The organism is Flavobacterium sp. (assembly GCF_031363805.1).
Taxonomy (GTDB): Bacteria; Bacteroidota; Bacteroidia; order Flavobacteriales; family Flavobacteriaceae; genus Flavobacterium.
In genome coordinates, this window is the sequence record NZ_JANLVD010000146.1 from 1 (window position 1) to 15,052 (window position 15,052).

Sequence of the window (15,052 nt, forward strand, 5' to 3'; positions counted from 1 at the left end):
ACAGATTCGGGAGAAGTGAACTCCAATTTTTTCTTTAATATTAATATATTTTCGTATTATGTTTTTTCAAAATCTTTCAACAATGTCGACGAAGCATTGTATGAATGCAAGCAAAAAGCTGGAAATCCGTTGTTTGAAAACATGTTTATTGCACAAATTGAAAATGAATAATTTAATTGAAATGTTATAATAAAACTATGTTTTTAAAGTTTATCTTTATTAGATAATTAAAAGCATAAATTTTCCAAAATGAAGTATATATTTCTTATCATTTGTTTGTTGTTTTTTACAACCAATAATTTATTTGCTCAAAAAACCGTTACTCATAAAGTCGCAAAAGGAGAAACACTCACTCAAATTGCAAAAAAATACAATATTGAAATTTCAGATATTATTAAGTTAAATCCAGATGCACAAAAAGGCGTTTCAGAAAATTCAATCTTAGTAATTCCAACAAAAAAATTAAACTCAAATTCCAAAACAGTTATTCACGAAGTGCTTCCAAAAGAAACACTCTATGGAATTTCAAAGCAGTACAATGTCGAAATTTCAGAAATTGAAAAAGCCAATCTTGAAGCTTTAAAAGAAGGTGTGAAAATAGGCATGAAGCTAAGCATACCAATAAAATCCAATTGGGTAAAAAAAGATTCCTCAAAAACTGAAATTCCAAAATCAAACGCAATTAAAACGCCAGTTTTTCATGAAGTAAAACCAAAAGAAACCAAGTATTCAATTGCAAAACTTTATAATACAACCATAGAAAAACTTGAAAAACTAAATCCGGAAATTGTACCCAATTTGCCTATTGGATACAATCTTTTAATTTCGGGCGAAAGACCAATTATTGCAGCAAAACCGGATGTTATAATTGTCGAGACGCCAAAAATTATTGAAAGCCCAAAACAAGAAAATATTTTGTACACCATTAAATCCAAAGAAACTTTATACAGTATTTCAACTCAATTTGGTGTTACACAAGAAGAATTATTGGCATTAAATCCTGAACTTAAAAATGGAGTTCAAGAAGGATTAATCATAAAATTGCCAGTTAAAATTACTATTTTTGAAGTAAAAAAACCATATAAGGATTTGACCAAAACATTTAAAACGGGAACTAGCAAAAAATTGGCCATGTTACTTCCTTTCAACATTGCAAAATTGGATCAAGATACTATTAATTCTACAAAATCACGTTTAAAGAAAGATAAATTTCTTAATATGACACTCGATTTTTATGCTGGAGCTTTAATTGCGATTGATTCGGTAAAAAAAATGGGTTTGAATGTGGATGTGACTATTTTAGATTCAGATGAAACCAAATCAACCTCAAATATTGCAAGCTTAATTCAACAAAATAGTTTAAAATCTTTTAATGCCATAATTGGACCTTTCTATCAAAATAATGCTGAGAAAACTGCTGAATTGATGGGTTCAACGAATGTTCCAGTTATTTCGCCATTATCAAAAGATTACGATAAAAGCTATCCGAATTTATTTCAAGCAACACCGTCTGCCGAGGTTATCAAAAACGCCATGTTCGATTTTATGCGGGAAAAAAATGGGAATGTCATTGCAGTTATTGACCCTAAAAAGATGGCAATAAAACAATATATTTTAGAAAATCAAAAAGACGTAGCTTTTGCAGATTTGACTGAAAGCGGAAATTTAAATGTAGAAAGTTTAAAATTAAAATTATCCAAAGACAAGATTAATTTTGTGATAATGGAAACCGAAAGAACAAACCTTATTTTAAATACAACCAATACGCTATTGAATTTATTAAAAGACTATCAAATCCGATTGGTGATCTTGCAAGAAAATGACGCGCTCGATTTTGATGAAATTGCCATGAGTAGATTGACCAAGTTGCAAATGCATTATCCATCACTTACGCGAGTCAATGATACATCTGAAGCAAAAATATTTGAGAACACATTCAAAAGCAAAAATAGAATATTTCCAAACCAATTTGCAACCCGCGGTTTCGATGTAACTTTCGATGTTTTGATGCGATTATCGCAAGAAACGCCATTTGTTGACACTGTAAATGAAGTTGCAACTGAACAAGTTGATAATAAATTTTATTATTTGCCAAATCCAAATGGCGGTTATACCAACAAAGGGGTTTACATATTATATTACGATACTGATTTAACCATAAAAGAAGCAAAATAGAAAAAATGACATCAAAAGTAACTTATCTTGGTGAACTTAGAACATCATCAATACACATTCAATCTGGTACAGAAATTTTATCCGATGCACCAACAGACAATCACGGAAAAGGAGAAGCATTTTCACCTACCGATACTGTCGCCAATGCGCTTGGAAGTTGTATGATATCTATTATGGCAATAAAATCTACAGATTTAAATGTCAATATAATTGGTTCCACCGCCGAGGTAACAAAAATTATGCAACCAGAACCCAGAAAAATTGCCAAAATAATATTGGTTTTTAATATGTCGATTGCAGCTGATGAAAAAACCAGAATTATTCTGGAAAGAACCGCCATGAACTGTCCAGTATTGTTAAGTCTAAATCCAGATATTGATAAAGAAGTAACTTTTAATTGGAAGTAAATTAGAGCGGGAAGCAGGAATTTAGAAAAACTTTCCATCAAATAACTCCCAACTCCCAACTTCCCACTCCCAACTTCCCGCTCCCAAAAACTTTGAACAATCAAGAACTACTCATAAAATTAGCACACACCAAAATGCCATTTGGCAAATATGAAGGTCGATATCTTATTGATTTACCTGAATATTACGTGGTTTGGTTTAAGAACAAAGGTTTTCCAAAAGGACAATTGGGTGAACAGCTCGAATTGGTTTATGAACTGAAATTGAATGGATTGGAAGAATTGATAAGAAATATTAAAGTTAAATATCCTAAAAAATAAAAAATCCTGTTTCGATTTAACGAAACAGGATTTTAAAATATATTTTTTAAGGGAATTATGCTTTATTTACTACTTTAGTTTTTGCCAAAGTATCACCCAATCTAGGTTTGTCAATAATAACAAATATTGCATCTAGTAACGGAATAAATAGTGTTACATTTCTAAGAGCACTTGTTCCAAAATCACCAGCCAAAGATGAACCATCTTCTTTTAGTGCAACATACTTCATAGCTTTTTTTCCAATACTCTGACCACCAAAAAGGGCATCTCTAAGTAACATATAACCTAATGTTAGTAGATAACCAATGTAGATTAAAAAATTCATACCAGTTGCACCAGCTACAAAAGCAAGTAATAACATAGGAACATAGGCAACAATTCCATCTATGAAATATCCTAAAAATCGATTTAACTTTGAAACTTCATTCATAATTTTTTTAGTTTAAGGTTTGTTAATTATCCAAATATATAAAAAAAATGTTAAAAATTTGAAATTGTGTATTAAGTTTCAAAAAAGATATGAACAGTTGTTAACATTGTGAAATAATATTTATAACTATTTCTAAAATTCCAGTCGTTCAAAAATCTATAAATCCATTTTAATTTGTACTTTTGCCACGTTTTTGAATTAACTACATCAGGAACAATAACACAATGAATCAAACTAAATATATTTTTGTAACAGGAGGCGTTACTTCTTCCTTAGGAAAGGGCATTATTGCTGCTTCCCTAGCAAAATTATTACAAGCAAGAGGCTACAGAACAACCATTCAAAAATTTGATCCTTATATCAATGTAGATCCAGGAACATTAAACCCATACGAACACGGCGAATGTTATGTGACCGATGATGGTGCTGAAACAGATTTAGATCTCGGACATTATGAACGTTTTTTAAATGTACCAACATCGCAAGCCAACAATGTAACCACTGGTAGGGTTTATCTTTCTGTTATTGAAAAAGAGCGCCGTGGAGAATTTTTAGGAAAAACGGTGCAAGTAGTTCCACACATTACCAACGAAATTAAAGAACGAATGCAATTGCTCGGGAATTCTGGCGATTTCGATATTGTAATTACTGAAATTGGAGGTACAGTGGGCGATATAGAATCGTTACCATATATAGAATCGGTTCGACAATTGGTATGGGAATTGGGCGAAAATAATGGAATCGTTATTCACCTGACTCTTGTTCCTTATTTGGCAGCAGCAGGCGAATTGAAAACCAAACCAACACAACATTCAGTTAAAACCCTAATGGAAAGCGGCATAAAAGCTGATATTTTGGTTTGCAGAACAGAATATGAATTGTCGGAAGACTTACGTCACAAACTTGCCTTATTTTGTAATGTAAAAAGAGAAGCTGTAATCCAGTCTATTGATGCTTCAACTATATATGATGTGCCTAATTTAATGCTTCAAGAAGGATTGGATAAAGTAGCACTCAAAAAATTGGATTTACCTGAGAAATCTGCACCAGATTTAAAACAATGGAATGAATTTTTGCAAAAACATAAAAATCCAAAACACGAAGTCAATATTGGTTTGGTAGGAAAATATGTAGAATTGCAAGATTCCTATAAATCTATCCTAGAATCTTTTATTCATGCAGGAGCAACCAACGAAACAAAAGTGAATGTAATAAGTATTCATTCAGAATATTTGGATGAAAATAATATTTCCGAAAAATTATCAAATTTAGATGCTATTCTTGTTGCGCCAGGTTTTGGAGGTCGTGGTATCGAAGGCAAAATCGAAACAGTTCAGTATGCGCGTGAAAATAAAATTCCATTTTTAGGTATTTGTTTGGGTATGCAAATGGCTGTTATCGAATATTCTCGCAATGTTGTAGGACTATTGGATGCCAATTCATCAGAAATGAACGAAAATACGCCAAATCCTGTTATCAGTATTATGGAAGAACAAAAAACCATTACCGACAAGGGTGGAACCATGAGACTTGGCGCTTGGAAATGCGAAATCAAACCCAACACATTGGCACATAAAATTTACAATAAAACCAGTATTTTAGAACGCCATCGCCACAGATACGAATTCAATAATGATTATTTAGCACAGTTAGAAAATGCTGGACTAAAAGCTTCTGGAATAAATACAGAAACTGGATTGGTAGAAATAATTGAAATTGAAAATCACCCGTTTTTTATTGGTGTTCAGTACCATCCAGAGTATAAAAGTACAGTCGCAAATCCACATCCATTGTTCGTCAATTTTGTGGCAGCCGCAGTAAAACATAAAAATAATTAGAAGCGAATGGCTTGGGCATATTTATAATCCATGTACCTGCTTTCGCCCATATCTTTTGTTATTTGTAACACAAAATTGCATTTTGCGACAAATTACAAAAGGATATTTGGCTCAATCAGGGCTAAAAGATTGAATTTTTCGCATATTTGCACACAAAAATAGAACTAAATAATTGCATACAAGCTCAAAGCCTATCGCTAAGAGTAAATTTTAAAAAAATGGAACAAAAAAAATTAGACTTAAATTCAATCATTGGTTTTGTACTGATATTCGGAATCATGATTTGGATATTTTATCAAAATCAGCCTTCAAAGGAAGAACAAGCTAAAAAAGCAAAACAAGAACAAGTACAAAAAGTACAACAAGCAGAAAGTCAAAAACCATTAGTGAAAGCTAGTACTTTGGACACCGCACAAGTTGTTAACAATCCATTGGCCTTAGGAAGTTTCGCTTATTCAGCAACATTGCCATCAGCAAAAAATGATTTTACTATTATCGAAAACAATTTGTTAATTCTTAAAATCGCAAATAAAGGTGGTTATATTGCCGAAGCAACCTTGAAAAATTTCAAACAGTTTTCTAAAGATTCAAATAAATTAGTCAAATTGGTTAGTGATAATAATGCTGGATTGAACATTCAATTGCAAACCAAAGACAACAGAGTTTTGAACACCAAAGATTTGTTTTTTGAACCTACTTTATTCAAAAGCGGAAAAAATCAAATACTTTCCATGAAATTAAAAGCAGGTGAAAACCAGTTTTTAGAATACAAATATATATTGAATGAAAACCAATATATGTTGGATTTTGATGTTCGTTCCCAAGGATTATCATCGGTTTTAAACACTACAAAACCAGCAGATTTAGAATGGGACTTGAAATCGTATCGCAATGAGAAAAGTGTCAAATACGAAAGTATTCACACAGAATTGATCTACGAGTACGAAGGTGGAAAAGACAGTTATTTGGGTCAAGCCGCAGAAGAAAAAACCATTGAAGGACTTTCTTATGTTGCCTTTAAACAGAATTTTTTCAGTTCTATTTTATTAACGAACAAACCATTTAAAACTTCAAAAGTTAGCTCACAAAATTTGGTGAAAGACGATAAAACGGATACTATTTTCACCAAAAATTTTAAAGCAATATTGCCATTGGCATTCAATAATGGCGAAATAGATTATAAAATGAACTGGTATTATGGACCAACAGATTTCAAAATATTAAATGCCTACGATAGAAATCTAGATGAGCTTATATCTTTAGGATGGGGAATTTTCGGTTGGATAAACAGATTTATTTTTATACCATTATTCGGGGTTTTAGGTTCGTTTATTCCGTACGGAATTGCCATTATAATATTTACAATTATAATCAAATTGGCCATGTCGCCTATTACTTATAAGTCATTTTTATCGCAAGCAAAAATGAAAGTTTTGCGACCAGAAATTACTGAGCTGAATGAAAAATATGCAAAAGAGCCAATGAAAAAACAGCAAGAAACTATGAAGCTGTACAATAAAGCAGGCGTAAATCCAATGGCTGGTTGTATTCCAGCATTAATACAAATGCCATTTTTGTATGCATCGTTTCAGTTTTTTCCATCGGCAATTGAATTAAGACAAAAAGGATTTCTTTGGGCAGACGATTTGTCCTCATTTGACTCTGTTTTAAAACTTCCTTTCCACATTCCGTTCTATGGAGATCATGTGAGTTTATTTCCAATTTTAGCGTCAATTGCCATTTTCTTTTACATGAGAATGACAACAGGCGATCAAGCGATGCAAGCACCACAACAGGAAGGTATGCCAGATATGGGGAAAATAATGAAAATTATGATATATGTATCTCCGGTTATGATGTTATTTATTTTTAATAGTTATGGTTCGGGTTTGAGTTTGTATAATTTTATATCAAATTTAATTACAATTGGAATCATGTTTGTTATTAAAAATTATATTGTAGATGACAAAAAAATTCACGCTCAGATACAGGAGAACAAATTAAAAGAGCCAAAAAAACCTGGCAAGTTTCAACAGAAAATCCAGCAAGCCATGGAACAGGCAGAAGCTCAAAAGGCACAACAAAAGAAGAAATAAAGTCATTAAAAAATCCCGAACTCAATTAAGAATTCGGGATTTTTTTTCAGCAAACTTTAAAAAAATATATTACAATGTAGGTTGTAGTACTTTATCAACAGCGTGAACAACACCGTTTGAAGCTTGAATATCAGTAATTATGATTTTTGCTTTTACCGCTCCAATTGGAGTTGATTTGTCAGTTATTTGAGCACCACCAACAAGTGTAACGCTAAATGTCTGATTATTAAAAGCTGTCGTAACAACTTGACCTTCTGTTAGAGATGCAGCTAAAACATTACCACCAGTAAACACATGATACAATAAAACATTCGAAACTTGAGCAGGAGTAGCACCATTTGCAAATCCTCCAGTTCCTGTTGCAGTTGCAAAAGCGGCGTTAGTAGGTGCGAAAACTGTAAATGGAGCACTTGCTGTTGCACTGTTCAAAGCTGCTAATATAGCGGTTTGATCTCCAAAAGCACCACCAGTTGCACTAGTTACAACTGCCTGCAAAGTATCTAAAGCTGGATTTGCAATTGCATGTGATACAATTGTTGGCAACACAAGTACCTCGTCAACTACATGGATTACGCCATTTGTCGCCAAAATATTTGCTGTTGTTACTGTAGCCAGACCATTTAGTTTTACACCACTAGTTTTGTCTACAAACATACTTAAATTGCTTGTAGTAGTTGAAAATGTGGCTAGCGTTTTTATATACGCCTTATCTACTAATTGAGTAGAGGATTTTGCACCAGCGCTAACATGATTAAGCACAATCTGTTTAAATCCAGGTATTTGAGCTGGCGTAAGTGCATCAATACTTGCTGCTGTAATATTAATTTTGGCAAAAGCCGCATTTGTTGGAGCAAATACAGTAAATGATCCCGATCCTGCAACTGTAGTAGCCAAATCAGTTTTTGTAAGCGCTTTCACTAATACAGATAAATCGGCATTTCTGGATGCAATACCTGCAATAGAATTATCGACTGGTGTCGGATTTACAATTGGATCATCATTGTTACAAGAAAATGTTGCTACAGCGATAATCGCTAATAAAGCAATTTTGTTTAATTTTGCAATAATCTTCATAATTTTTAGTTTTAATTGTGGATTAATTTGATTTAAAAAAAGTATTAATAATTTAAATTTGTTTTATAAAAATGAAAAATTTCAAACAAAAAATAATATTCGTTATTTATTTAACATTCTTAAGTTTAACATCGTTTGCTCAATCACAAGATGCAACAGATGAAAAAGGGTTGCGTCATGGTTTGTGGAAAGGTTATTATAATGATTCAAAAATTTTGCGGTATGTAGGGAATTTTAACCACGGCAAAGAACAAGGTCTTTTTACCTATTACGCAAATAGTGATAAAAATATTGTGATGGCGACCCGAAATTTTGACAATAAAAATAATGCGTACACCATTTTTTTTGATGAAACTAAAAATAAAGTTAGTGAAGGAAACATGGTGAATAAGCTTCGAGAAGGTGTTTGGAAATATTATCACAAAAATTCGAAAGAAATAATGACATTAGAAAATTATAAAAATGACATGTTACAAGGCAGCAGAAAAGTTTTCTATATTTCAGGTAAACTTGCAGAGGAAGTCAATTATAAAAACAATTTGAAACAAGGTATTTCAAAAAAATATTCTAAACAAGGCATTTTAATTGAAGAATCTACATTCGATAAAGGCGTTTTACAAGGAATTTATAAAGTATATGAAGAATCTGGAAAAATTGCTATCAATGGTCAGTTTAATGACGATATTAAAAAAGGAATTTGGCAATATTTCAAAGATGGAAAACTAGTTCGAAAGGTAAATACAGATACTATTAAAGGAATCATAAAACCACCAATAAGAAAAAAAGAGTAAGTATCTTTGCAAAATAAATCATGATTTTGGACGTCTAAAATCTATCCCGATAGTTATCGGGACTAAAATCTAAAATTACAATGAAACGTGTTGTCGTAGGTTTATCTGGTGGAGTTGATTCAAGTGTTGCTGCTTATTTACTTAAGAAGCAAGGCTACGAAGTCATAGGCCTTTTTATGAAAAACTGGCACGATGATTCTGTTACGATTTCAAACGAATGTCCATGGCTTGAAGATAGTAATGATGCTTTATTAGTAGCTGAAAAATTGGGAATTCCTTTTCAAACGGTAGATTTAAGTGAGCAATACCAAGAAAAAATTGTTGACTACATGTTTGATGAATATAAAAAGGGTAGAACTCCAAATCCTGATGTGCTTTGCAATCGAGAAATTAAGTTTGATGTTTTTATGAAAATTGCACTTTCTCTTGGTGCAGATTATGTGGCAACTGGGCATTATTGTCGCAAAGGTGAAATTGAGCTCGATGGAAAACCAGTTTACAAATTGCTTTCTGGTGCAGATGACAATAAAGATCAGTCCTATTTTTTATGTCAATTGTCACAAGAACAATTGGCAAAATCATTGTTTCCAATTGGTGAATTGACCAAACCTCAAGTTCGCGAAATTGCAACCAAAATGGAATTGGTAACTGCTGAAAAGAGAGATTCTCAAGGTTTGTGTTTTATTGGTAAAGTTAGATTGCCAGAATTTTTACAACAACAATTAAAACCCAAAGAAGGTTTGATTTTTGAAGTGGATTCCAATGAAGATATTTACACAAAAAAAGAAATTAATTTTGATTCCATTCAAGAAAAATTATCCTTTGAAGCTTCAAATATTAATTACACTCCAGAAGTTGCGAAAGTAGTTGGCACACATCAAGGAGCGCATTATTTCACAATTGGTCAGAGAAAAGGCTTGAATGTTGGCGGAACAAAAGAGGCTTTATTCATCATATCCACTAATGTAGAAACTAATACTATTTACACAGGTCAAGGTCATAACCATCCTGGACTATTTAAAAAAGCTTTGTTTGTAAAACAAGATGAAATTCATTGGATTCGGAAAGATTTAGCTTTGAAAGATGGAGAAGTTTTACCAGTTAAAGCCAGAATACGATACCGACAAGAATTGCAAGACGCTGTTTTGCATCAATTTGAAAATGGATTATATGTAGAATTCAATGAGCCACAATCAGCCATTACAGCTGGGCAATTTGTATCTTGGCATATTGGCGAAGAATTAATTGGATCGGGCGTAATTTCGTAAGAATTTATTTTTTTAATCAACTTTAGTTATCTTTGGTAAACAAAATTTGTTTCCGATGAAAAATATATACTTACTTTTTTTAATAGCATTAAATTTTTCTGCTGTTGCTCAAGAAGATGCTTGGGTATATTTTAATGCCAAACCAAACGCACAATATTATTACGACAATCCTTTGCAAATGCTTTCTCAAAGAGCATTGGACAGACGAACTACCCAAAATATTTCTTTGGATATAAAAGATGTGCCACTGCATCAACCTTATGTTGACCAAATTACAGCATCAACTGGAATTTCTGTTATGGCAAAATCCAAATGGTTAAATGCGCTTCATATTCGAGGTACACAAGCAAATATAGCTTCTTTGACAAGTTTGTCATTTGTTGAAAAAGTTGTTTACGCGAATCATTCATTAAATCCGAGTAATAGAATTGCACCCAAATTAGAAAAAAATAATGTTGTAAATAAATTTCAAGATATTCAGGTTAGTTTTAATTATGGAAATTCTGCAACACAAGTTCAAATGCTAAATGCACATATTTTGCACCAACAAAATTATACTGGAGCAGGAAAAATAATAGCAATTATGGACGCAGGTTTTCCGGGTGTGAATAGCACTGCACCTTTTCAACGATTGCGAACTAACAATTTGATTTTGGGTGGATACGATTTCGTGAATAATACCACAAATCCTTACACAGGAAACTCTCATGGAACTTTGGTATTATCCGATATGGGCGGTTATGTTGACAATCAATTAATTGGAACAGCACCAGATGCACAATATTATTTATTTATTACAGAAGATACCAATAGTGAAACGCCATTGGAAGAGTCAAATTGGGTTGAAGCTGCAGAAATGGCAGATAGTTTGGGAGTGGATGTTATAAACACATCATTGGGTTATTTTACATATGACAATCCAAATTATAGCTACACTTATAATGATATGAATGGAACGAAATCCTTTATTTCACGTGGTGCTGATGTGGCTTTTTCTCGAGGGATGATCTGTGTAACTTCTGCTGGAAATTCAGGTTCGAGTTCAGATCCTTACATTGCGGTTCCAGCGGATGCATTCACTACGTTGACTGTGGGAGCAGTGAATTCAGCAAAAGTAAAAGCCAGTTTTAGTTCTATTGGTCCAACATTTGATGGCAGATTGAAACCTGATGTGATGGCAATGGGAGCTTCTGCGACCGTAGCAAATCAATCTGGATCAGTAGTCACAGCTAGTGGAACATCTTTTTCAAGTCCAATAATGGCTGGAGCAGTAACTTCATTTTGGTCTGCTTTTCCAAACAAAACCAACGCAGAAATTGTTCAATTGGTAAAAGCTTCCGCCGATAGATATTCGAACCCAAATTCTCAGTATGGAAACGGTATTCCAGACTTTAAACTAGCTTTAAATAATTCAACTTCTTTATCAGAATCAAACAATTCAAATGTTAATTTATACCCAAATCCAGCTCTAAACTTTATTACAATTTCAACTCAGGAAAGTTTAAAAGAAGGAACTATAATATTTTATAATAATTTAGGACAAATTGTTTTAAAGGAAAAATTGACCAATTCACAACAAAATATCTCATTGCAATCGTTACCAAATGGTATTTATCATTACAATATAGTTTCGACAGATAAAATTTTGAATGGAAAAATTATTAAAAATTAATATTTTTAGTTACTTTCGATTGCAGAATTAAAACTATAATCGAATCAACTTTCAATGAATAAAATCACTTCACTTTTTAATATAAAATATCCAATAATTCAGGGCGGAATGATTTGGAATTCCGGATACAAACTGGCCAGTGCGGTAAGCAATGCTGGTGGTTTAGGTTTAATTGGAGCAGGATCCATGTATCCAGAAATACTTCGGGAACACATTCAAAAATGTAAAAAAGCAACTGACAAACCTTTTGGCGTTAATGTTCCAATGTTGTATCCCAATATTGAAGAAATAATTAAAATTATTGTAGAAGAAGGTGTGAAAATTGTATTCACATCGGCAGGAAATCCCAAAACATGGACTTCATTTTTAAAAGAAAAAGGAATTGTTGTGGTTCATGTAGTAAGCAGTTCAAAATTTGCAATCAAAGCACAAGAAGCAGGAGTTGATGCCGTTGTGGCAGAAGGTTTTGAAGCAGGCGGACACAATGGGCGAGAAGAAACTACCACTTTGACTTTGATTCCTATGGTCAAAGAAAAAATTCAAATTCCGCTTATAGCAGCTGGTGGTATTGCAACTGGTCGAGGTATGCTAGCGGCAATGATTTTAGGTGCAGATGGGGTCCAAATGGGTTCGCGATTTGCAGCTTCTACAGAGAGTTCATCTCATGAAAATTTCAAACAAACTATTATTGAAGTTGAAGAAGGTGGAACACAATTGACTCTCAAAGAGTTGGCGCCTGTAAGATTGATAAAAAATAAATTTTACAACGATATTCAAGATTTATATTCAAAATGTCCAACTCATGAAGATTTGAAAACACTTTTGGGTCGAGCCCGGGCGAAAAAAGGCATGTTTGAAGGCGATTTGGTAGATGGCGAACTTGAAATCGGGCAAATTGCAGGTTTGATTCATGATATTAAGCCGGTTTCGGAAATTATTAATACCGTAATTTCTGAATTTGATATGGCTAAGAATGAAATGATGACTTTTTAATTTCCTATTCTTAACCCTTATTTAAAAAAATTTCAAAACCAAATGTTTAGTTTTACCGAAACCAAAATTTCTATGAAAAAGTTACAATTTTTATTAATCTCTATACTATCATTATCACTGCAAGCTCAAAAAAAACCAAGATTGGTGGTTGGAATAATAGTAGATCAAATGAAAATGGAATATTTATATCGTTATTCTGATGATTTTTCAGAAAATGGATTTAAAAGATTAATGAAAGATGGTTACACTTTTCATAACATGCATTACAATTTTATGCCCACTTTTACAGGACCTGGACATGCCGCTGTTTATACTGGGACAACGCCTTCGGTAAATGGAATTGTTGGCAATGAATGGTTTAACAAATCATTACAAAAAGAAGTATATTGTACCGACGATGAATCTGTAAAAACAATTGGTGACGGTTCTGAAAAAGAAGGGAAAATGTCTCCAAAACTCTTGCAAAGCACTACAATTACTGATGAATTACGATTGGCAACCAATTTTAAAGGAAAAGTAATCGGGATGAGTCTTAAAGACAGGGGCGCTATTCTTCCAGCGGGACATTTTGCCAATTGGGCATTTTGGATGAGCAGAAAAGGAGCTTTTATTTCAAGTACATTTTATGGAGAAAAACTACCAGATTGGGTTACTGAATTTAATAATGCCAAACCGTATTTACCTTATTTAGAAAAAGGTTGGAAATTAACAAAACCTGTCTCGACTTACAATGAAAGCCTTCCAGATGAAAATCCGTACGAAGGCACCATGTACAAGAAAAAACCATTTTTTCCTTATGATATGAAAGCCATGATGGAAGACAACGATCCTGCAGTTATTAAATTAAGTCCTTTTGGGAATAATATTTTAGCTGATTTTGCGATGAAAGCCATTGAAAAAGAAGATTTAGGAAAAGATGATATTACTGATTTTTTAACTGTAAGTTTTTCCTCGCCAGATTATGTAGGTCATACTTTTGGACCTCGTTCTATTGAAATGCAGGATACTTATTTAAGACTTGATGAAACGATTGCAGATTTATTAAACTTTTTAGATAAAAATGTGGGCAAGAATGATTATTTGATTTTCTTAACCGCCGATCATGCTGGAGCAGAAAATGTATCGCAATTGAAAGACAATAAATATGATGTTGATCACATAAGTTCCAAAAACATAGAACAAAATTTTTCCGAATTTTCTCAGAAAACTTATGGTGTTGATTTGGTATTGAATGTGTCAAATTTCAATCTTTTTTTTAATAAAGAGATTATTAAGTCTAAAAATTTAGATTTAAATAAGGTGAAGCAAACTTTTAAAGATTTTATGTACACTCAAAAATATATAAAAAGAGTGTACACTGAAGAAGAGATTTTGGCTTCATCTGGCAAAGATTTTTATTTGAGTTTTATTGCAAATGGTTACGATCCCACACAAAATGGCGATATGATTTTCTTATTGAAACCGGGTTATGTAGAATATTCAGGTGTTGGAACCACTCATGGTTCGCCTTATACTTTTGACACTCATGTTCCCTGCATTTTTTATGGCTGGGATATTCCAAAAGGAGAAACCCACGATAGGAAAGAAATTACTCAAATAGCACCAACCATTGCTCAAAAAATAAAAATTCAATTTCCAAATGGTACACAAGCCAAAGTTTTATTGGAAGTTTTGGATAAATAGTGGGTAAAAAATTAATCACTCATATTTTCAATAATTTATTTAATTTAAAGTAAAATCCCAAACTTCAAAATTTAGAAATTTGGGATTTATAATTTTATTTTCACTATCAACCGACGAACCTAAAAATAAGGCAATAAAATGCTCTCAACCCTAGCAAATGCTATGGTTTAATTTTTAAAACAAAACCCCACCCCTCTATGTATTAGAATAATGCGGTTTGAATATTTGGAGGTTTGGTTCTTTTTTGTCGTTTTGTATAGGTTCTTCGGCTGTTTTCGATTACCCAAAACACATCAAGATTGCTT

12 protein-coding genes are annotated in these 15,052 nt (G+C 32.7%); 10 read left to right on the forward strand and 2 right to left on the reverse strand.

The features are described from left to right. The first annotated feature begins 249 nt into the window (after positions 1 to 249). The 3 genes from RMN92_RS08645 (at position 250) to RMN92_RS08655 (ending at position 2,902) form a co-directional block, all read left to right on the forward strand. On the forward strand, positions 250 to 2,175 hold the full coding sequence (locus tag RMN92_RS08645) for a LysM peptidoglycan-binding domain-containing protein (RefSeq protein WP_309609069.1): 1,926 nt from the start codon (positions 250 to 252) through the stop codon (positions 2,173 to 2,175). A gap of 5 nt (positions 2,176 to 2,180) precedes the next feature. Then, positions 2,181 to 2,582, forward strand: coding sequence for an OsmC family protein (locus tag RMN92_RS08650; RefSeq protein WP_309609070.1), 402 nt, complete (start codon positions 2,181 to 2,183; stop codon positions 2,580 to 2,582). 92 nt (positions 2,583 to 2,674) lie between these two features. Beyond that, the gene (locus tag RMN92_RS08655; RefSeq protein WP_309609071.1) at positions 2,675 to 2,902 is read left to right on the forward strand and encodes a DUF3820 family protein; all 228 of its coding nucleotides are present in this window, start codon (positions 2,675 to 2,677) and stop codon (positions 2,900 to 2,902) included. Positions 2,903 to 2,957: 55 nt separating this feature from the next. On the opposite strand, the gene RMN92_RS08660 is transcribed toward RMN92_RS08655, so the two are convergent. Continuing rightward, the gene (locus RMN92_RS08660; protein WP_309609072.1) at positions 2,958 to 3,332 is read right to left on the reverse strand and encodes an RDD family protein; all 375 of its coding nucleotides are present in this window, start codon (positions 3,330 to 3,332) and stop codon (positions 2,958 to 2,960) included. Positions 3,333 to 3,556: 224 nt separating this feature from the next. On the opposite strand from RMN92_RS08660, the gene RMN92_RS08665 reads away from it, so the two are divergent. Then, positions 3,557 to 5,170, forward strand: coding sequence for a CTP synthase (locus RMN92_RS08665; protein ID WP_309609073.1), 1,614 nt, complete (start codon positions 3,557 to 3,559; stop codon positions 5,168 to 5,170). A 218-nt stretch (positions 5,171 to 5,388) separates the two neighbouring features. After that, positions 5,389 to 7,266 (forward strand): membrane protein insertase YidC, encoded by a 1,878-nt coding sequence (gene yidC / locus RMN92_RS08670; protein WP_309609074.1) that lies wholly within the window; start codon positions 5,389 to 5,391, stop codon positions 7,264 to 7,266. Between the two features lie 69 nt (positions 7,267 to 7,335). Here yidC and RMN92_RS08675 read toward each other — a convergent pair whose 3' ends face one another. Beyond that, entirely contained in the window at positions 7,336 to 8,340 is a 1,005-nt protein-coding gene (locus RMN92_RS08675; protein ID WP_309609075.1) for a fasciclin domain-containing protein, read from the reverse strand. 71 nt (positions 8,341 to 8,411) lie between these two features. Between RMN92_RS08675 and RMN92_RS08680 the strand changes: the two genes are divergently transcribed. From RMN92_RS08680 to pafA, 5 genes are all read left to right on the forward strand, one after another. Next, complete coding sequence (locus tag RMN92_RS08680) at positions 8,412 to 9,131, forward strand: hypothetical protein (protein ID WP_309609076.1); 720 nt, start codon at positions 8,412 to 8,414, stop codon at positions 9,129 to 9,131. An 80-nt stretch (positions 9,132 to 9,211) separates the two neighbouring features. Further along, the gene (gene mnmA / locus RMN92_RS08685; protein ID WP_309609077.1) at positions 9,212 to 10,399 is read left to right on the forward strand and encodes a tRNA 2-thiouridine(34) synthase MnmA; all 1,188 of its coding nucleotides are present in this window, start codon (positions 9,212 to 9,214) and stop codon (positions 10,397 to 10,399) included. 55 nt (positions 10,400 to 10,454) lie between these two features. After that, positions 10,455 to 12,071: a S8 family serine peptidase gene (locus tag RMN92_RS08690; protein WP_309609078.1), complete on the forward strand. Its 1,617-nt coding sequence runs from the start codon at positions 10,455 to 10,457 to the stop codon at positions 12,069 to 12,071. A gap of 54 nt (positions 12,072 to 12,125) precedes the next feature. Beyond that, positions 12,126 to 13,064 (forward strand): nitronate monooxygenase, encoded by a 939-nt coding sequence (locus tag RMN92_RS08695; RefSeq protein WP_309609079.1) that lies wholly within the window; start codon positions 12,126 to 12,128, stop codon positions 13,062 to 13,064. A 72-nt stretch (positions 13,065 to 13,136) separates the two neighbouring features. After that, positions 13,137 to 14,747 (forward strand): alkaline phosphatase PafA, encoded by a 1,611-nt coding sequence (pafA, locus tag RMN92_RS08700; RefSeq protein ID WP_309609080.1) that lies wholly within the window; start codon positions 13,137 to 13,139, stop codon positions 14,745 to 14,747. Positions 14,748 to 15,052: the final 305 nt, after the last annotated feature.

Coding starts and splice junctions, on each gene's coding strand:
- RMN92_RS08645 (WP_309609069.1), top strand. CDS start 250: ATGAAGTATATATTTCTTATCATTTGTTTGTTGTTTTTTACAACCAAT.
- RMN92_RS08650 (WP_309609070.1), top strand. CDS start 2,181: ATGACATCAAAAGTAACTTATCTTGGTGAACTTAGAACATCATCAATA.
- RMN92_RS08660 (WP_309609072.1), bottom strand. CDS start 3,332: ATGAATGAAGTTTCAAAGTTAAATCGATTTTTAGGATATTTCATAGAT.
- RMN92_RS08665 (WP_309609073.1), top strand. CDS start 3,557: ATGAATCAAACTAAATATATTTTTGTAACAGGAGGCGTTACTTCTTCC.
- yidC (WP_309609074.1), top strand. CDS start 5,389: ATGGAACAAAAAAAATTAGACTTAAATTCAATCATTGGTTTTGTACTG.
- RMN92_RS08675 (WP_309609075.1), bottom strand. CDS start 8,340: ATGAAGATTATTGCAAAATTAAACAAAATTGCTTTATTAGCGATTATC.
- RMN92_RS08680 (WP_309609076.1), top strand. CDS start 8,412: ATGAAAAATTTCAAACAAAAAATAATATTCGTTATTTATTTAACATTC.
- mnmA (WP_309609077.1), top strand. CDS start 9,212: ATGAAACGTGTTGTCGTAGGTTTATCTGGTGGAGTTGATTCAAGTGTT.
- RMN92_RS08690 (WP_309609078.1), top strand. CDS start 10,455: ATGAAAAATATATACTTACTTTTTTTAATAGCATTAAATTTTTCTGCT.
- RMN92_RS08695 (WP_309609079.1), top strand. CDS start 12,126: ATGAATAAAATCACTTCACTTTTTAATATAAAATATCCAATAATTCAG.
- pafA (WP_309609080.1), top strand. CDS start 13,137: ATGAAAAAGTTACAATTTTTATTAATCTCTATACTATCATTATCACTG.